The sequence below is a fragment of the Pseudomonas sp. GCEP-101 genome, assembly GCF_025133575.1.
GTDB lineage: Bacteria > Pseudomonadota > Gammaproteobacteria > Pseudomonadales > Pseudomonadaceae > Pseudomonas > Pseudomonas nitroreducens_B.
This window is the reverse complement of record NZ_CP104011.1, coordinates 1,971,313-1,988,095: the sequence shown is the minus strand read 5'-3', so window position 1 is coordinate 1,988,095 and position 16,783 is coordinate 1,971,313. Positions and strand designations below refer to the sequence as shown.

At 66.8% G+C, this 16,783-nt stretch carries 17 protein-coding genes; 12 read left to right on the top strand and 5 right to left on the bottom strand.

The window, feature by feature from the left end:
- Positions 1-239 precede the first annotated feature (239 nt).
- The 4 genes from N0B71_RS08960 (at position 240) to argE (ending at position 4,108) form a co-directional block, all read left to right on the top strand.
- Positions 240-1,568: a flavin-containing monooxygenase gene (locus tag N0B71_RS08960; protein WP_259758412.1), complete on the top strand. Its 1,329-nt coding sequence runs from the start codon at positions 240-242 to the stop codon at positions 1,566-1,568.
- A gap of 3 nt (positions 1,569-1,571) precedes the next feature.
- On the top strand, positions 1,572-1,982 hold the full coding sequence (locus N0B71_RS08955; RefSeq protein ID WP_259758411.1) for a RidA family protein: 411 nt from the start codon (positions 1,572-1,574) through the stop codon (positions 1,980-1,982).
- A 192-nt stretch (positions 1,983-2,174) separates the two neighbouring features.
- Positions 2,175-2,849: a DUF1028 domain-containing protein gene (locus tag N0B71_RS08950; protein WP_017517807.1), complete on the top strand. Its 675-nt coding sequence runs from the start codon at positions 2,175-2,177 to the stop codon at positions 2,847-2,849.
- Positions 2,850-2,956: 107 nt separating this feature from the next.
- Complete coding sequence (argE, locus tag N0B71_RS08945; RefSeq protein WP_259758409.1) at positions 2,957-4,108, top strand: acetylornithine deacetylase; 1,152 nt, start codon at positions 2,957-2,959, stop codon at positions 4,106-4,108.
- 338 nt (positions 4,109-4,446) lie between these two features.
- Here argE and N0B71_RS08940 read toward each other — a convergent pair whose 3' ends face one another.
- The 3 genes from N0B71_RS08940 to N0B71_RS08930 form a co-directional block, all read right to left on the bottom strand.
- Complete coding sequence (locus tag N0B71_RS08940) at positions 4,447-5,091, bottom strand: HAD family hydrolase (protein WP_259758408.1); 645 nt, start codon at positions 5,089-5,091, stop codon at positions 4,447-4,449.
- Positions 5,092-5,177: 86 nt separating this feature from the next.
- Positions 5,178-6,314: a hypothetical protein gene (locus N0B71_RS08935; RefSeq protein ID WP_259758407.1), complete on the bottom strand. Its 1,137-nt coding sequence runs from the start codon at positions 6,312-6,314 to the stop codon at positions 5,178-5,180.
- A gap of 287 nt (positions 6,315-6,601) precedes the next feature.
- Positions 6,602-7,144, bottom strand: coding sequence for a gamma carbonic anhydrase family protein (locus tag N0B71_RS08930; protein WP_259758406.1), 543 nt, complete (start codon positions 7,142-7,144; stop codon positions 6,602-6,604).
- A gap of 76 nt (positions 7,145-7,220) precedes the next feature.
- On the opposite strand from N0B71_RS08930, the gene prlC reads away from it, so the two are divergent.
- The 7 genes from prlC (at position 7,221) to N0B71_RS08895 (ending at position 14,244) form a co-directional block, all read left to right on the top strand.
- Positions 7,221-9,266 (top strand): oligopeptidase A, encoded by a 2,046-nt coding sequence (gene prlC, locus N0B71_RS08925; RefSeq protein WP_259758405.1) that lies wholly within the window; start codon positions 7,221-7,223, stop codon positions 9,264-9,266.
- Positions 9,266-9,535, top strand: a complete 270-nt coding sequence (locus N0B71_RS08920) for a YheV family putative zinc ribbon protein (protein ID WP_259758404.1) — start codon at positions 9,266-9,268, stop codon at positions 9,533-9,535. The genes prlC and N0B71_RS08920 overlap by 1 nt, the downstream gene beginning before the upstream one ends.
- Before the next feature lie 120 nt (positions 9,536-9,655).
- A complete protein-coding gene (locus tag N0B71_RS08915) occupies positions 9,656-9,901 on the top strand; it encodes a type II toxin-antitoxin system Phd/YefM family antitoxin (RefSeq protein WP_259758403.1) in 246 nt (81 codons plus the stop codon).
- The gene (locus N0B71_RS08910) at positions 9,891-10,175 is read left to right on the top strand and encodes a type II toxin-antitoxin system RelE family toxin (protein WP_259758401.1); all 285 of its coding nucleotides are present in this window, start codon (positions 9,891-9,893) and stop codon (positions 10,173-10,175) included. Before N0B71_RS08915 ends, N0B71_RS08910 begins: the two co-directional genes overlap by 11 nt.
- A gap of 210 nt (positions 10,176-10,385) precedes the next feature.
- A complete protein-coding gene (locus N0B71_RS08905; RefSeq protein WP_442964673.1) occupies positions 10,386-11,990 on the top strand; it encodes an inorganic phosphate transporter in 1,605 nt (534 codons plus the stop codon).
- Positions 11,991-12,177: 187 nt separating this feature from the next.
- Positions 12,178-13,236, top strand: a complete 1,059-nt coding sequence (locus N0B71_RS08900) for a PA0069 family radical SAM protein (RefSeq protein WP_259758399.1) — start codon at positions 12,178-12,180, stop codon at positions 13,234-13,236.
- 291 nt (positions 13,237-13,527) lie between these two features.
- Complete coding sequence (locus tag N0B71_RS08895) at positions 13,528-14,244, top strand: carbonic anhydrase (protein WP_259758397.1); 717 nt, start codon at positions 13,528-13,530, stop codon at positions 14,242-14,244.
- A 63-nt stretch (positions 14,245-14,307) separates the two neighbouring features.
- Here the strand turns inward: N0B71_RS08895 and N0B71_RS08890 are convergent, their stop codons facing one another.
- A complete protein-coding gene (locus N0B71_RS08890; RefSeq protein WP_259758396.1) occupies positions 14,308-14,439 on the bottom strand; it encodes a hypothetical protein in 132 nt (43 codons plus the stop codon).
- Between N0B71_RS08890 and N0B71_RS08885 the strand changes: the two genes are divergently transcribed.
- Positions 14,438-15,973, top strand: a complete 1,536-nt coding sequence (locus tag N0B71_RS08885; RefSeq protein WP_259758395.1) for a SulP family inorganic anion transporter — start codon at positions 14,438-14,440, stop codon at positions 15,971-15,973. The genes N0B71_RS08890 and N0B71_RS08885 overlap by 2 nt on opposite strands.
- Before the next feature lie 3 nt (positions 15,974-15,976).
- Here N0B71_RS08885 and N0B71_RS08880 read toward each other — a convergent pair whose 3' ends face one another.
- Positions 15,977-16,621 carry a hypothetical protein gene (locus tag N0B71_RS08880; RefSeq protein WP_259758393.1) on the bottom strand — a complete coding sequence of 215 codons (645 nt, stop codon included), beginning with the start codon at positions 16,619-16,621 and terminating at the stop codon, positions 15,977-15,979.
- Positions 16,622-16,783 lie beyond the last annotated feature (162 nt).

Genomic DNA, 16,783 nt, shown 5'->3' with positions numbered 1-16,783 from the left:
GCCACGAAGCGCACAAGGCAATGTCAGCCTATCCAATTTGTCGCCCCAGCCACCAAAAATCCTATACCCCCACCTCTGCAGCCCGCGGGCCGCGGGGTCTGCGTGGGTGCAGCTTTTCCCTAGCCTGCGACTACAAAAAACATAATTTCGCTATTCCCAGCCTCTGAACAGAATGCGGCCAACACCTCATCGCTAGCCGCAACAAGAACAAACGTGATCAGAGTCTGAGGAAGCAAGCCATGACCGACCTGAATCCAGGCGCCTTCGGCAAGAAGTCGCTTGATAACCTGGAAATCGACACGCTGGTCGTTGGCGCCGGACAAGCCGGCGTGGCCATGAGCGAGCACCTGACCCTGCAGGGCGTGCCGCACCTCGTGCTGGAAAAAAGCCGCATCGCCGAAGCCTGGCGCACCGGCCGCTGGGACTCGCTGGTCGCCAACGGCCCGGCCTGGCATGACCGATTCCCGAACATGGAATTCCCCGTCGGCCCGGACGACTTCCCGCACAAGGAGCAGGTCGCCGATTACTTCGTCGCCTACGCCAAGCAGTTCAACGCGCCGATCCGCACCGGCGTGGAAGTGAAGAAGGTCACCCGCAACGAAGGCCGCCCCGGCTTTTCCGTGGAAACCTCCGAGGGCACGCTGCAGGCCCTGCGCATCGTCTCCGCCACCGGCCCGTTCCAGCGCCCGGTGATCCCGGCCATCGCACCGAAGGACGAAGGCCTGTACCAGATCCACTCGGCCAAGTACTTCAACCCGCAGCAACTGCCCGAGGGCGCGGTGCTGGTGATCGGTGCCGGCTCCTCCGGCGTGCAGATCGCCGACGAGCTGAACCGCGCCGGCAAGAAGACCTACCTCTCCGTGGGCGCCCATGACCGTCCGCCGCGCTCCTACCGCAACCGCGACTTCGTCTGGTGGCTGGGCGTGCTCGGCCTGTGGGACGCCGAGGAAGTGCAGCCGGGCCGCGAGCACGTGACCATCGCCGTGAGCGGTGCCCGTGGCGGCGAGACCATCGACTTCCGCCGCCTGGCCAACGAGGGCATCACCCTGACCGGCCTGACCCAGTCCTTCGAAGGCGGCAAGGTGACCTTCCAGGACGACCTGGTGGCCAACCTGAAGGCCGGCGACGACAACTACCTTGGCCTGCTGGACGCCGCCGACGCCTACATCGAGCGCAACGGCCTGGACCTGCCGCTTGAGCCGGAGGCCCGCAAGGTCTACCCGGACGCCGAGTGCATCCGTCACCCGATCCGCCAGCTGGACCTCGCCGAGGCCGGCATCACCTCGATCATCTGGGCCACCGGCTACGCCGTGGACTTCAACTGGCTGCAGGTGGACGCCTTCGACGACAAGGGCAAGCCCAAGCACCAGCGCGGCGTCTCCCGCGAGCCGGGCGTGTACTTCGTCGGCCTGCCGTGGCTGTCGCGCCGTGGCTCCTCGTTCATCTGGGGCGTGTGGCACGACGCCAAGCACGTGGCCGGGCACATCGCCACCCAACGCCGTTATGTCGAATACCAGGACGCTTCGCAGCGCGAAGCCTCCGTTCAGAAAGCCGCTTCCTGGGAGTAAGAGATGCCTACCCACACTCGCATCCGCATGTTCAACACCAAGGACACCTACCCGAACCAGTCCCTGGACAACGACCTCTGCCAGGCCGTGCGCGCCGGCAACACCGTGTACGTGCGCGGCCAGGTCGGCACCGACTTCGAAGGCAACCTGGTGGGCCTCGGTGACCCGCGTGCCCAGGCCGAACAGGCGATGAAGAACGTCAAGCAACTGCTGGAAGAAGCCGGCAGCGACCTGTCGCACATCGTCAAGACCACCACCTACCTGATCGACCCGCGCTACCGCGAGCCGGTGTACCAGGAAGTGGGCAAGTGGCTGAAGGGCGTGTTCCCGATCTCCACCGGCCTGGTGGTCTCGGCCCTCGGCCAGCCGCAGTGGTTGATGGAAATCGACGTCATCGCGGTCATTCCGGACTGAAAGCTACTGCGCTAGGCCACGCTGCGTTGGGGTCGGTCGAGAAAATGCTCATTTGCTACAGCAAACTCCGCTTTTCTCGCCCAACCCCGCCTTGCCTGGCTGTCGCTCGTAACGCTTTCAAGCGTGCAGGCGATGCGGATTTTCCGCATCGCCCTTTGTCGTTTTAGCTACCAGAACAAGCAAGGAGCCACCATGACCTTCTCCATCGTCGGCCGCTGCGCCGAAACCGGCCAGCTGGGTATCGCCATCAGCTCCTCGAGCATCGCCGTGGGCGCCCGCTGCCCCTGGGTACGCGCCGGCGTCGGCGCGGTGGCTACGCAGAACATCACCCTGCCGGCCCTTGGCCCGCAGATCCTCGACCGGCTCGAAGCCGGCCTGGAGCCGGGCGCGGCGCTGGACCAGGCACTCTCCAGCAACGGCTACAGCCAGTACCGCCAGGTGACGGTGATCGACCAGCACGGCAAGGTCGCGCTGTTCACCGGCAGCGAAGCGCTGGGCGTGCACAACGCCGTGGCGGGTGAGAACTGCGTGGCAGCAGGCAACCTGCTCTCCTCCACGGCGGTGATCGAAGCCATGACCCAGGCCTTCGAGAGCGCCAACGGATGCCTGGCCGAACGCCTGCTGGCGGCGATGCAGGCGGCGATGGCCGCCGGTGGCGAAGCCGGCCCGGTGCATTCGGCGGCGCTGAAGGTGGTCGGCGACTTGGTCTGGCCGATCGTCGACCTGCGCGTCGACTGGGCGGACGAAGCGCCCATCGATGAGCTGGAGAAACTCTGGGTGGCCTACAAGCCGCAACTGGAGGACTACCTGGTGCGCGCCCTCGACCCGACCAAGGCGCCGAGCTACGGTGTGCCGGGGGACGAGTAAGACCACGTACCTGTAGGAGCGAGCTTGCTCGCGAACCCCGGCCCTGCAGCGGGGTTTGTTCGCGAGCAAGCTCGCTCCTACAAAGAGCAAAAACGCAGGACCCAACCATGCCCACCAGCCGTGACATCCTCGCCGACCTGATCGCCTTCAACACCGTCAGCCGCCACTCCAACCTGGCGCTGATCCACTACATCCGCGACTACCTCGCAGGCTTCGGCGTAGCCTGCGAGCTGTTCCACGATGCCGAGGGCGGCAAGGCCAATCTCTACGCCACGCTCGGTCCGCAGGATCGCGGCGGCGTGTGCCTGTCCGGCCACACCGACGTGGTGCCCACCGACGGCCAGCCGTGGACGGTGCCGCCGTTCGAACTGACCGAACGCGACGGCCGCCTCTACGGCCGTGGCACGGCGGACATGAAGGGCTACATCGCCTGCGTGCTGGCGGCGGTGCCGGCGTTCCTCGCCCAGCCGCTGCGCCTGCCGGTGCACCTGGCCTTCTCCTACGACGAGGAAGTCGGCTGCCTGGGCGTGCGTTCGCTGCTCGCCGCGCTGGAGCACCGCGAGCACAAGCCGATCCTGTGCATCATCGGCGAACCCACCGAGCTGAAGCCGGTGCTTGGCCACAAGGGCAAGCTCGCCATGCGCTGCCAGGTGCACGGCGCGCCGTGCCACTCGGCCTATGCGCCGCAGGGGGTGAATGCCATCGAATACGCGGCGAAGCTGATCGGCCGCCTCGGCGAGATCGGCACCCGCCTGGCCGCTCCCGAGCGCCATGACCCGCGCTTCGACCCGCCCTACTCCACCGTGCAGACCGGCGTGATCAGCGGCGGCCGCGCACTGAACATCGTGCCCGCCGAATGCCAGTTCGATTTCGAAGTGCGCGCGCTGCCCAGCGACGACCCGCAACAGGTCGCCGAGGACCTGCGCGCCTTCGCCGAAGCCGAGCTGCTACCGAAGATGCGTGCGGTAAAAGCCGAGACGGATATCCGCTTCAGCGAGATTTCCGCCTACCCGGCACTGGTGACCGACCAGCAGACCCAGGCGGCCGAGCTGATCGCGCAGCTCACCGGTTCGCGGGATTTCACCACCGTCGCCTATGGCACCGAGGGCGGGCTGTTCCACCAGGCCGGCATTCCCACCGTGGTCTGCGGCCCGGGCAGCATGGACCAGGGCCACAAGCCGGACGAGTTCGTCAGCCTGGAGCAGTTGGCCCGGTGCGATGACATGCTGGGGCGGCTGGCGGAGTGGTTGCGCGGCTGATTCGCCACGCGGTTTGCCCCGCTGCGTAGGAGCGGACTCCGTCCGCGATTGCCATCCAACGGGCACCGGCCTGTCGGCCGGTTCGCGGATGAATCCGCTCCTACAAGATCAAGAGCCCCTCACCCCTACCCTCTCCCGGAGGGAGCTCGTAGGGCGCATAACCCGGAACGGGTTATCCGCCGATGCCATGACGGCGGATAACGCTGGCGCGTTATGCGCCCTGCGGTTGTGGGATGAGGGTGTACGCTGTCAGGTTCGCGAGCAAGCTCGCTCCTACGAAGAGCGCACGCACCCTGTAGGAGCGAGCTTGCTCGCGAACCCATCCCAGTCGACGAGCGTCAGGCAAACGCCGCGCGCAGCTCGTCCAGGCTCGCGAAGTAGTGCGCCGGTCGTTCCGCCATCAGCTCGTCGCGGCTGCCGAAGCCATAGCCGACACCCGCCGCGGACAGCCCATTGCGGTGCGCACCGATCAGGTCGTGCTTGCGGTCGCCGATCATCAGCGTCTGCGCAGGATCGAGCTGTTCGATGCCCAGCAGGTGCTCGATCAGCTCGACCTTGTTGGTGCGCGTGCCATCCAGCTCGCTGCCGTAGATCACCTTGAAGTGCCGGGCGAAGTCGAAGTGGCGGGCGATTTCCGCGGCGAACACCGTCGGCTTGCTGGTGCAGATGTACAGCGTGCGACCCTGGTCGCCGAGCAAATGCAGCAGCTCGGCAACCCCGTCGAACACCTTGTTCTCGTACAAGCCGGTGTCCTTGAAGCGCACGCGGTAGTGGTTCACCGCTTCCCAGGCGCGCGCCTCGTCGAAGTCGTAGGTGCTCATGAAGCACTGCAGCAGCGGCGGGCCGATGAAGTGTTCGAGCTGGCGCAGGTCGGGTTCGTCGATACCCAGCTGGGCAAGGGCGTACTGGATCGAACGGGTGATGCCCTCGCGTGGGTCGGTGAGGGTGCCGTCGAGGTCGAAGAGGATGTTCTGGTAGTGCATGGGGTCAGCGTCCGGCCGCGAAAGTCGGGCGGGAAGGATACGCCCCCCGGCAGCGGGCGCGAAACACGAGTCGCCGAATGACCGGCTCAGGGCGCCGAGCCCTGTCCCTGCCGGAGCACGCGGAATCCGCCGCTGGCGCTGACCGGCTCGGCCTCGCCGGCGCCAAAGGTGCGGACTTCATCCTCCTCGGGTTCGTCCTGCGGCTGCGCCAGGCGGCCGGTGAGGCTCTGCTGCACGCGGGCGCCGAGGTGGTCGACGCCGGCCATGACCCCACCTTCGGGGTCACGCATCAGCGCCAGCCACTGTTCATCGAAGGCGGCGTTGATCTCCTTGCGCAGCTGGGTTTCCACCTCGGGCCGCTCGTGGTCGTTGCCGGCCATGCTGAACAGCGTGAAGGCCACCGAGATCACCGAGCCGGCGACCTTGCCCGCCGCGCTCGCCACCACGCCGGCGATGCTGCGGTTGCGCAACTCGTGGACGAGCTTGGCGCTGGTGCGCTGCGCCACCGGTGACACGCCGCTGACCTTGGTGCCGGCGCCCGCCTTGCCCGCCGCCGTGCGGATGTCCTGCATCAGCGCGGCGAAGGCCGGCAGCTTGCCGATGTCCCTGGCGTACACCACGTCGTAGAGCGACGCATCGCGGCTGGCGGGCGGGCCGAGGGCAATCGCCGGGATGCCCATCAGGTGTTCGTCGAAGGCCTTCTGCGGGATGCCGCGACGCTGGGGGATTGCCTTCACCGCCACGCTCAGCAACTCGATGTAGTGTCGGGTGGCCTTTTCCATCACCGCGTCTGGGTCGACCTGTTTGGCCACCGGAACCAGCACCTGCTTGCGGTATTGCTCCTGCAGGTAGGCAGCCAGCTTGTCGACCGTGGGATCGAGGTCGCCATGGGCACCCATCTTGTACCAGGCGACCTTCATGCTCAGCCATTCCTGGGTCCAGTAGCTGGAGAACCAGGGGATGAATTTCTCGTCGGTGCGCTGGTAGACCAGGTCCATCCACTGCTGCATGGCCTCTTCGGCGTAGGCGCGGGCCTGGGAGGTGGCGGCCAGCGACGCGGCGCCGATATCGGCGTCGACCTGGTGCCAGGTGGCTTCGGTGAGGGGGGCGGCGGGCTGGGCCGGGTGATGGGCGCAGCCGCCCAGCGCCAACAGGAGCAGGGCAATGACACCACCACTCCGCCAGGGCGAAGCGGTGGCGCTGGGAGAGCACAGACTGTTCATGGCCGCTCGCCGGCTCGGCGGCGCCGCTGTGGCGGGCCGCCCGCTGCTGAACCCGGCCGGGCACGCGCTGGCGTCCGGTCACCTCGGCTCAGTATAGGGCGCGAGGTTCGGCACGGCAGGCCGTCTGGCGGGCCGGCCTCGATGTAGGGCGCATAACGCCTCTAGCGTTATCCGCCATCGGACATCGGTGGAGGTGATGGTTCGCGAGCAAGCTCGCTCCTACAGGGATATGCCCGCTTTTCGTAGGAGCGAGCTTGCTCGCGAACCGCCCGAAAAGGCGGACTTACTCAGCCCGCGTAACCCTCGGCGAGGTGCTGGTCCTTCAGCTTCACGTAGTTCCCCGCGGTATAGCTGAAGAACGCGCGCTCCTTGTCGGTCAGCGGCCGGGCCTTCTTCACCGGGCTGCCGACGTAGAGGAAGCCGCTCTCCAGTGTCTTGCCCGGCGGCACCAGGCTGCCGGCGCCGAGGATCACTTCGTCCTCGATCACCGCGCCATCCATGACGATGGAGCCCATGCCCACCAGGATGCGGCTGCCGATGGTGCAGCCGTGCAGCAGCACCTTGTGGCCGATGGTCACCTCGTCGCCGATGGTCAGCGGGAAGCCGTCCGGGTTGAAGGGGCCGGCGTGGGTGATGTGCAGCACGCTGCCGTCCTGCACGCTGGTGCGCGCGCCGATGCGGATGCGGTGCATGTCGCCGCGGATCACCACCAGCGGCCACACCGAGCTGTCCGCGCCGATCTCCACGTCGCCGATGACCACGGCGCTGGCGTCGACGAAGACGCGCTCGCCGAGGGATGGCGTTTTGCCCTGATAGGTTCGAATCGTCACGATAGTCGTCCTCAAGCTGCGGTTGACGCCGATTGTATTTAAGATGGCCGGGTGTTTCTTCAGCCAAGGTGCCACCGTGAGCGCGAATCCCCTTCTGCAGAGCTACGACCTGCCGCCCTTCTCCTCCATTCGCCCCGAGCACGTGAAGCCGGCCATCGAGCAGATCCTCGCCGACAACCGCGCCGCCATCGCGCGCATCCTCGCCCAGCAGAACGGCACCCCGACCTGGGCCGGCCTGGTGCTGAGCATGGACGAACTGCATGACCGCCTGGGCAAGGCCTGGAGCCCGGTCAGCCACCTCAACGCGGTGTGCAACAGCGCCGAGCTGCGCGAGGCCTACGAAGGCTGCCTGCCGCTGCTGTCCGCCTACTGGACCGAACTGGGCCAGAACCGCGAGCTGTTCAAGGCCTACGAGGCGCTGGCCGGAAGCCCCGAGTCGAAGGACTTCGACGTGGCGCAGAAGACCATCCTCGAACACGCCCTGCGCGACTTCCGCCTGTCGGGTATCGACCTGCCGGCTGAGCAGCAGCAGCGCTACGCCGAGATCCAGACGCGCCTGTCCGAGTTGGGCAGCCGCTTCTCCAACCAGTTGCTGGACGCCACCCAGGCCTGGACCAAGCACATCACCGACGAAGCGGCGCTGGCCGGCCTCACCGAATCGGCCAAGGCGCAGATGCAGCAGGCCGCCCAGGCCAAGGAGCTGGACGGCTGGCTGATCACCCTGGAATTCCCCAGCTACTATGCGGTGATGACCTATGCCGAAGACCGCGCCCTGCGCGAAGAGGTCTACGCCGCGTACTGCACCCGCGCCTCCGACCAGGGCCCGAACGCCGGGCAGAACGACAACGGCCCGGTGATGCAGGAAATCCTCGACCTGCGCCAGGAACTGTCGCGCCTGCTGGGCTTTGCCAACTTCGCCGAGCTGTCCCTGGCCACCAAGATGGCCGAGACCCCCGAGCAGGTCCTGCACTTCCTGCGCGACCTGGCCGTGCGCAGCAAGCCCTTCGCCGCCCAGGACCTTGCGCAGCTCAAGGCCTACGCGGCCGAGCAGGGTTGTCCGAACCTGTCCAGCTGGGATGCCAGCTACTTCGGCGAGAAGCTGCGCGAAGCGCGCTACAGCGTGTCCCAGGAAGCCCTGCGCGAATACTTCCCGATCGACAAGGTGCTCTCCGGCCTGTTCGCCATCGTGCAGAAGCTCTACGGCATCCAGATCCGCGAGCTGAGCGACTTCGAGCGCTGGCACCCGGACGTGCGCCTGTTTGAGATCGAGGAAAACGGCCAGCACGTCGGCCGCTTCTATTTCGACCTCTACGCCCGCGCCAACAAGCGCGGCGGCGCGTGGATGGACGGCGCCCGCGACCGTCGCCGCACCGCCGGTGGCGAGCTGCAATCGCCGGTGGCGTACCTGGTGTGCAACTTCACCCCGGCGGTCGGTGGCAAGCCGGCGCTGCTGACCCACGATGAAGTCACCACGCTGTTCCACGAATTCGGCCACGGCCTGCACCACCTGCTGACCCGCGTCGAGCACGCCGGCGCCTCGGGCATCAACGGCGTGGCCTGGGACGCGGTGGAGCTGCCGAGCCAGTTCATGGAGAACTGGTGCTGGGAGCCCGAGGGCCTGGCGTTGATCTCCGGCCACTACGAGACCGGCGCGGCGCTGCCCCAGGACCTGCTGGAGAAGATGCTCGCCGCGAAGAACTTCCAGTCCGGCCTGATGATGGTGCGCCAGCTGGAATTCTCGCTGTTCGACTTCGAGCTGCACGCCACCCACGGCGACGGCCGCAGCGTGCTCGACGTGATCGAGGCGATCCGCGATGAAGTCGCGGTGATGCGCCCGCCGGCGTACAACCGCTTCGCCAACAGCTTCGCGCACATCTTCGCCGGCGGTTACGCGGCCGGTTACTACAGCTACAAGTGGGCCGAGGTGCTGTCCGCCGACGCGTTCTCCCGCTTCGAGGAAGAAGGCGTGCTCAACCCGGCGACCGGCGCGGCTTTCCGCGAGGCGATCCTGGCCAAGGGCGGCTCCCAGGAGCCGATGGCGCTGTTCGTGGCTTTCCGTGGCCGCGAGCCGTCCATCGACGCCCTGCTGCGCCACTCGGGCCTGACCGAGGAGGCCGCCTGATGAGCGAGGTGAAGAAGCGCTTCATCGCCGGGGCCGTCTGCCCGGCGTGCAGCGAGCAGGACAAGATCGTGATGTGGGACGTCGACGGCGTACCGCACCGCGAATGCGTCGCCTGCGGCTACGCCGACACGCTCAACGCCCAGGGCCAGTCGGTGCCCAAGGAACTGTCCACCCGCGTTAACACCAGCGCCCTGGACAAGCCCAAGGACCCGAAGGTGCAGGGGGTGCAGTTCTTCCCCAATCCGAAACTGAAGAAGCCGCAGGAATAACGCCCGGGTGACGCACGGAAAATGCCCCGGCTTGCCGGGGCATTTCTGTTTCCGCCGATTCGCTCTTGCCGGCGGCCCCTATAATGACCAGAATTCCGGACATTATTTGGAGCTTTTTCCATGCAGAATCTACTTGCCAGTACGGCCGTCAGCGTCTCGGAACTGAAGAAGAACCCCTCCGCCGTGCTGGCGGAATCCGGTGGCGAGCCGGTGGCGGTGCTCAACCACAACAAGGTGATGGGCTACATGGTGCCGGCGGAGCTGTTCGAGTCGATCCTGGAGCGCCTGGAAGACCTGGAGCTGGCGGAAATCGCCCGCTCGCGACTGGGAGAAAAAGGCATCCCGGTATCGCTCGATGACCTATGAGCTGGAGTTTCTCCCCGCCGCGCTGAAGGAGTGGCGCAAGCTGGGCCATACGGTGCGGGAGCAATTCAAACGCAAACTCGCCGAGCGCCTGGAAGAACCTCGCGTACCGGCCGACGCCCTGCACGGGCTGGCGGACCACTACAAGATCAAGCTGCGCTCGGCAGGCTACCGTCTGGTCTATCGCGTCGAGGATGAGCGCGTGGTGATTGCCGTCGTTGCGGTTGGCAAACGCGAACGTGGCGAGGTGTATAGCGCGGCGCAGGACCGGCGCTGAGCCATCGAAGCTGGTACGGCGCCGAGCCGCGAGTTCCGAAACTGCGCGCAAGGAAGGCCACTGCCCATCGGCAGGACTCGTCCCTGCCCCCACTCGCCCGATGAACCCATGATCTCCATGGCCGGCTAGTCTGTAGGGCATCGCCGCAAGGAATCCGCCCGATGCCGCCATTGACCCCAAGGAAGCCCTCCTGTGCTTGACCGCTTTGGCATGCTCGAGGTGATGCGCGCCTCGCGCCTGACGCAGTTCCCCATCAGCCCCGTGCTGCGCGAGACCCACGGCTTCAAGGGGCGACTGACCTTCTTCGTGCTGCTGGCCGCTGCGCTGGTGTTCACCTTCACGGCGCTGGGGCACGACATCCGCGCCAGCGGCACGCATCTGGAGCCGGGCTGGCCGATGCTGGTACTGGGGGTCACGCTGCTGATCGCCCTGGGCTTCGAGTTCATCAACGGCTTCCACGACACCGCCAATGCGGTGGCCACGGTGATCTACACCAACGCCCTGCCGCCGCGTTTTGCCGTGGCCTGGTCGGGGGTGTGGAATTTCCTCGGCGTGCTCTTTTCCAGCGGCGCGGTGGCCTTCGCCATCGTCTCGCTGCTGCCGCTGGACCTGCTGCTCAAGGTGGACAGCAGCGCGGGCCTGGCGATGATCTTCGCCCTGCTGATCGCCTCGATCCTGTGGAACCTCGGCACCTGGTGGCTGGGCTTGCCGGTGTCCTCCTCGCACACGCTGATCGGCTCCATCGTCGGCATCGGCTTGGCCCACGGCGCCATGGCCGGGCACATCGGGCTGTCCGGCAACGCTTGGTCGCAACTGTTGACGGTGGGCTATGCGCTGTTCCTCTCGCCGGTGGTGGGCTTCTTCGCCGCCTTCGTGCTGCTGCGGGTCGCCAGCGCGAGCATCCGCAACCGCGCGCTGTTCCACGCGCCGGAGGGCCGCACGCCGCCGCCCCGGTGGATTCGCGCGATCCTCATCCTGACCTGTACCGGCGTGTCGTTCGCCCATGGCTCCAACGACGGGCAGAAGGGCATCGGCCTGATCATGCTGATCCTGATCGCCACCGTTCCCCTGGCGTTCGCGGTGGATCGCGCGCACTCGCCGGAACAGACCCGCCAGTTGCTGGCCCTCACCCATGCCGCCCAGGCGCAACTGCAGCGCAGCGGCGGCAGCCCCGCCGCGGACCCGCGCGCGGCGCTGCTGAGCTACCAGGACGACGAGGTGGTGCGGCCGGACCTGCTGCCATCGCTGGGCCGGGTGATCGGCGATGTCGGCGTACGCCTGGCACGCTACGGGCAGCTGGACAAGGTGCCCGCCGAGGACGTGAAAGACCTGCGCAACGACCTCTACCTCAGCCTGGAAACCATCCGCCTGCTGGACCGCAGCGGCCAGCGCTTCGAGCTGGAAACCTGGAGCAGCCTGCAGGCGCTGCGGGCGGAAGCCGACCGAACCATCCGCTTCATCCCGGTGTGGGTGAAGGTCGCCGTGGCGCTGGCGCTGGGCCTGGGCACGCTGGTGGGCTGGCGGCGCATCGTCACCACGGTGGGCGAGGGCATCGGCAAGACGCCGCTGACCTATGCACAGGGCGCCTCGGCGCAACTGGTGGCCATGCTCACCATCGGCGCGGCGGATGGCTTCGGCCTGCCGGTCTCGACGACCCAGGTGCTCTCCTCCGGCGTGGCCGGCACCATGGCCGCCAACGGCAGCGGCCTGCAATGGCCGACCATCCGCAACATGCTGCTGGCCTGGGTGCTGACCCTGCCGGCAGCCATCGGTCTGGCGGCCGGGCTGTACTGGCTGTTCACCCGGCTGCTGTAGGTTCCACCCTGTAGGAGCGAGCTTGCTCGCGAACCGACCCGCGCGGGAGCTGCCGGCTGGCACTGTTCGCGAGCAAGCTCGCTCCTACAGACAGTGGCGAATCACACCGCTGAGCAGTTAGTGCTGGCTGTGGAAAACTCCGTGGATTACTGTATTCATATACAGTATTTCTTCAGAGCCTTCCCACATGAGCACGTCCCTTCCACCCCGCGGCCGGGGCACCGCCAGCAATCCGCACAACCGCTTCGCGCCAACCACCTCGGAGCCTGTGGATAACGACTGGTACGACGAGGTACCCAAGCCCCAGGTGACCGAAATCCGCACGGAGCGGGCGAAGACGGTGATCTCGCGCAACCAGTCGCCGGACCTGCCTTTCGACCGCTCCATCAACCCCTATCGGGGCTGCGAGCATGGCTGCATCTACTGCTATGCGCGGCCCAGCCATGCCTACTGGGACCTGTCGCCAGGGCTGGATTTCGAGACCAGGCTGATCGCCAAGACCAATGCCGCCGAGGTGCTCGAAGAGGAGTTGAGCCGCAAGGGCTACGTCTGTGCGCCGATCAACCTGGGGGCCAATACCGACCCCTACCAGCCCATCGAGCGCCAGCAGCGGCTGACCCGGCAGATACTCGAGGTACTGCTGCGCTTCCGCCACCCGGTGACCATCGTCACCAAGGGTTCGCTGATCCTGCGTGACCTGGACCTGCTGGCCGAACTGGCGCAGCACCGGCTGGTGGCAGTGATGATCAGCCTGACCACCCTGGACGACGAGTTGAAACGCATCCTCGAACCCCGCGCCGCCGCACCGTCCGCACGCTTGCGGGCGATTCGCGTGATGCGCGAACACGGCATCCCGGTGGGCGTGCTGTGCTCGCCGATGATCCCGATGGTCAACGACCGCGAGCTGGAAGCGCTGCTCGAGGCCGCCCACGACGCCGGCGCGCAGAGCGCCAACTACATGATGCTGCGCCTGCCGCGGGAGGTCGGGCCGTTGTTCGAGGAATGGCTGGCGGCGCACTACCCGCAACGGGCGAGCCATGTGATGAGCCTGATCCGCCAGGTGCGCGGCGGGGAAATCTACGACAGCCGCTTCGGCCACCGCTTCCGCGGCGAGGGCCCGTTCGCCGAACTGCTGGCCAAGCGCTTCGAGGTCGCGTTGCGCCGCCTGGGCCTGAACCGGCGCGGCGATTTCGGCCTGGACTGCACGGCCTTCGCGCCACCGCGCAGTCAGATGAGCCTGTTCTGACAGCCTTCACGCGGCTGTCTTGTATGATATTTCGACCCGCGGGATAGCATCATCGCAACATCGATTTGCCATGATAGCTTGCCGATATCATCGTGGAATGTCGGTGAAACATCGTGCAAAAGCTCATTCCAGAGCGGTTTTTTAATTTTGGTTTAATCTTCGTTGGCTAGGGTTTGAACACAAAGTGACTAACCGGTCACGACAGATTTTTTCCCACGCCTGTGCCTTTTCTCCCTGGGGAGAGCGTCGGCTGACGTGGGAAAATTCTTCGTCATTCTTCGAGGCTGATACATGAACGACAAAACGCACGGTGAGGATCACGCCCACGAGTCCGCTGACGAGGCGCTGCGCCATATCGTCGAGGGCTTCCGCCAGTTCCGCCATGAGGTCTTCCCGCAACAGGAAGAGCTGTTCAAGAAGCTGGCCCACGCGCAGAACCCGCGCGCCATGTTCATTACCTGCGCCGACTCGCGCATCGTTCCCGAGCTGATCACCCAGAGCTCGCCGGGCGACCTGTTCGTGACCCGCAACGTCGGCAACGTGGTGCCGCCCTACGGCCAGATGAACGGCGGCGTATCCACCGCCATCGAGTTCGCCGTCATGGCGCTGGGCGTGCAGCACATCATCGTCTGCGGCCACTCCGACTGCGGCGCGATGAAGGCGGTGCTGGCACCGCAGACCCTGGAAGGCATGCCGACAGTAAAAGCCTGGCTGCGCCACGCCGAAGTGGCCCGCACCGTGGTCGCCCAGACCTGCGGTTGCGCCACCCAGGAACACCTGGGCGTGCTCACCGAGGAAAACGTCGTGGCCCAGCTGGACCACCTGAAGACCCACCCGTCGGTGGCTGCGCGCCTGGCTTCCGGCCAGCTGTTCATCCACGGCTGGGTGTATGACATCGAGACCAGCGCCATCAAGGCCTACGACGCCCAGGAAGGCCGCTTCCGCGCCCTCGACGGCGAAGGCCCGACGCCCAGCGCGACGCCCCGCGCTCGCTACTCCCCGCAGTAAGCCACCCGTTGCAGTAATCCCGGGGCGCGGCGGCCCGCCAGAACAAACGCCGCGCTCCGTTCCTCACTTGATCCCTGCCTGAGGCGTACGCCCCACCGCGTTCGCCATCCCTTGAATTGCGCGTGTCGATGCGGTCGAGACCAGCGTCGTGGGCATTCGCGCGCCCGAAAAATGCTCGAAGGAGAACAGCGCCATGTCGGCCTCCCACTCTGTTCCATCCGCTTTTTCCCAGCTGCGCCACGTGCTGCCGCGCGACCTGCTCGCGTCGGTGGTGGTGTTCCTCGTCGCCCTGCCGCTGTGCATGGGCATCGCCATCGCCTCGGGCATGCCGCCGGCCAAGGGCCTGGTCACCGGCATCATCGGCGGCCTGGTGGTCGGCTTCCTCGCCGGCTCCCCGCTACAGGTCAGCGGCCCGGCGGCGGGCCTTGCGGTGCTCGTCTTCGAACTGGTGCGCGCCCATGGCATGGCCATGCTCGGGCCGATCCTGCTGCTGGCCGGCGCATTGCAGTTGCTGGCCGGACGCCTGCGCCTGGGCTGCTGGTTTCGCGTCACCTCGCCAGCGGTGGTGTACGGCATGCTCGCGGGCATCGGCATTCTCATCGTGCTGTCGCAGGTGCACGTGATGCTCGACCTCAAGCCGCAGGCGTCCGGGCTGGATAACCTGCTGGCGTTCCCCTCCGCGCTGCTGTCCGAAGCCAGCGGCTTCGATGCGGCGCTGCTCGGGCTGGGCACCATGGCCTGCATGGCACTGTGGGACCGCTTCAAGCCGAGCCGGCTGCGCATGCTGCCCGGCGCGCTGATCGGGGTGAGCCTGGCGACCCTGGCGAGCATCGCGCTGCAGCTGGACGTGCTGCGGGTGAGCGTGCCGCAGAACCTCGGCGACGCCATCGACTGGGTCCGCCCGGGCGACCTGGCCGCCCTGCTCGACCCGACGCTGCTGTTGGCCGCCGTGGTGGTCGCCTTCATCGCCAGTGCCGAAACGCTGCTCTCGGCCGCCGCGGTGGACCGCATGCACAACGGCCCGCGCTCGGACATGGACCGCGAGCTGAGCGCCCAGGGCGTGGGCAACATGCTCTGCGGGCTGGTCGGCGCGCTGCCGATGACCGGGGTGATCGTGCGCAGCTCGGCCAACGTGCAGGCCGGCGCGCGCAGCCGCGCGTCGGCGATCTTCCATGGCCTGTGGCTGCTGGCGTTCGTCGTGCTGCTGGGCGGGCTGCTGCGGCAGATCCCGATTGCCAGCCTGGCCGGCGTGCTGGTCTACACCGGCATCAAGCTGGTGGACCTGAAGGCGCTGCGCTCGCTGGGCCGCTACGGCCGGATGCCAATGCTGGTGCACGCGGCAACGGCGCTGGCCATCGTCGCCACCGACCTGCTGACCGGCGTGCTGCTGGGCTTTGCGCTGACGGTGCTGAAACTGGTGTTCAAGGCCGCCCGGCTGAAGATCAACCTGCGCTACGACGACACCGGCGACGGCGCCGAACTGCGCCTGGTGGGCGCGGCGACCTTCCTCAAGGTGCCGGCGCTGTCCCAGGCGCTGCAGTCGGTGAAGCCGGGCACGCACCTGCGCGTGCCGCTGCAGCACCTGAGCTACATCGACCACGCCTGCATGGAGCTGCTGGAAGACTGGGGCCGCAGCGCCGCGGCCAGCGGCTGCCGGCTATCCATCGAGGGCAACGGCCTGCGCCGCCGCGTGGAGGGGCGGGTGCGCGCGTTGCAGGGCGCGGGCTGAGCCTCAGTCGCGGCCCAGTTCCAGCTCGACGCCGAACTGCCGCGACAGGCACGGCCACTGCTGCCAGGCCATGACCACCTGCGGGTCGTTGAGGCGTGCGCGGTAGCTGACGGCGGATTCGGCACTGAAGGTGCTGTCGTCGAGCATGCCGTTGACCGCGTGGTGCACCGCCTCGTCCAGCTGGTTGGCGAAGGGCTCGCCGATCAGCTGGTGCGCCACCAGGTTGGCCACCGTGGTGTCCAGCGGGATCAGCGGCTGGTTGAAGTGGGCAATGTAGCGGTCGTTCACCTCTTCCACCAGGCGATGGGCGAGGTACGCCTCGTCCAGCAGCGCATCCAGGCCATCGTGGCCGTCGAGCAGCGCGGGCGGAGTGAGGAAGAACTGCTCGGCGAGCTTGAGCACCGGCTTGATGCGGTCTTCGATGCCGGCGGCGCGGGCCACCGCGTTGGCGGCGTCGAGGAAGTCCGGCACCTGCTCGATATAGGCATGGACGAAGCGTGTCAGCGTACCGCTGGGGTCCTCGCCGGCCAGGGCGATGCTTTTGTGCAGGCTTTGCAGTTGGCTCTGGATCAGGCGGGCAAGGTGGCCGTGGCGGGATTCGAGCAGATGGGCGTTCCGGATCAGCTCACGCAGTGCAGCGGTGTTCATGACAGCTCCAAGACAGCGGGTTTGGAAAGTGAAGAAACACCTTAGCCGCACCTCGGGCGTAGCTAAGACGCGATTGTCATATTCATGAACTGGTTATGCCGACGGGGCATATCAGACCGCCAGCATGGTACCTCAAACCCGCGTCATCCGTGGCTTTGAGAT

What these genes read in the sequence shown, in the direction of transcription:
- N0B71_RS08915 (WP_259758403.1), top strand. Translation starts at nt 9,656, where the DNA reads ATGCAGAATCTACTTGCCAGTACGGCCGTCAGCGTCTCGGAACTGAAG.
- N0B71_RS08955 (WP_259758411.1), top strand. Translation starts at nt 1,572, where the DNA reads ATGCCTACCCACACTCGCATCCGCATGTTCAACACCAAGGACACCTAC.
- N0B71_RS08960 (WP_259758412.1), top strand. Translation starts at nt 240, where the DNA reads ATGACCGACCTGAATCCAGGCGCCTTCGGCAAGAAGTCGCTTGATAAC.
- N0B71_RS08920 (WP_259758404.1), top strand. Translation starts at nt 9,266, where the DNA reads ATGAGCGAGGTGAAGAAGCGCTTCATCGCCGGGGCCGTCTGCCCGGCG.
- N0B71_RS08935 (WP_259758407.1), bottom strand. Translation starts at nt 6,314, where the DNA reads ATGAACAGTCTGTGCTCTCCCAGCGCCACCGCTTCGCCCTGGCGGAGT.
- N0B71_RS08940 (WP_259758408.1), bottom strand. Translation starts at nt 5,091, where the DNA reads ATGCACTACCAGAACATCCTCTTCGACCTCGACGGCACCCTCACCGAC.
- N0B71_RS08895 (WP_259758397.1), top strand. Translation starts at nt 13,528, where the DNA reads ATGAACGACAAAACGCACGGTGAGGATCACGCCCACGAGTCCGCTGAC.
- N0B71_RS08910 (WP_259758401.1), top strand. Translation starts at nt 9,891, where the DNA reads ATGACCTATGAGCTGGAGTTTCTCCCCGCCGCGCTGAAGGAGTGGCGC.
- N0B71_RS08885 (WP_259758395.1), top strand. Translation starts at nt 14,438, where the DNA reads ATGTCGGCCTCCCACTCTGTTCCATCCGCTTTTTCCCAGCTGCGCCAC.
- argE (WP_259758409.1), top strand. Translation starts at nt 2,957, where the DNA reads ATGCCCACCAGCCGTGACATCCTCGCCGACCTGATCGCCTTCAACACC.
- N0B71_RS08905 (WP_442964673.1), top strand. Translation starts at nt 10,386, where the DNA reads ATGCTCGAGGTGATGCGCGCCTCGCGCCTGACGCAGTTCCCCATCAGC.
- N0B71_RS08890 (WP_259758396.1), bottom strand. Translation starts at nt 14,439, where the DNA reads ATGGCGCTGTTCTCCTTCGAGCATTTTTCGGGCGCGCGAATGCCCACG.
- N0B71_RS08900 (WP_259758399.1), top strand. Translation starts at nt 12,178, where the DNA reads ATGAGCACGTCCCTTCCACCCCGCGGCCGGGGCACCGCCAGCAATCCG.
- N0B71_RS08880 (WP_259758393.1), bottom strand. Translation starts at nt 16,621, where the DNA reads ATGAACACCGCTGCACTGCGTGAGCTGATCCGGAACGCCCATCTGCTC.
- N0B71_RS08950 (WP_017517807.1), top strand. Translation starts at nt 2,175, where the DNA reads ATGACCTTCTCCATCGTCGGCCGCTGCGCCGAAACCGGCCAGCTGGGT.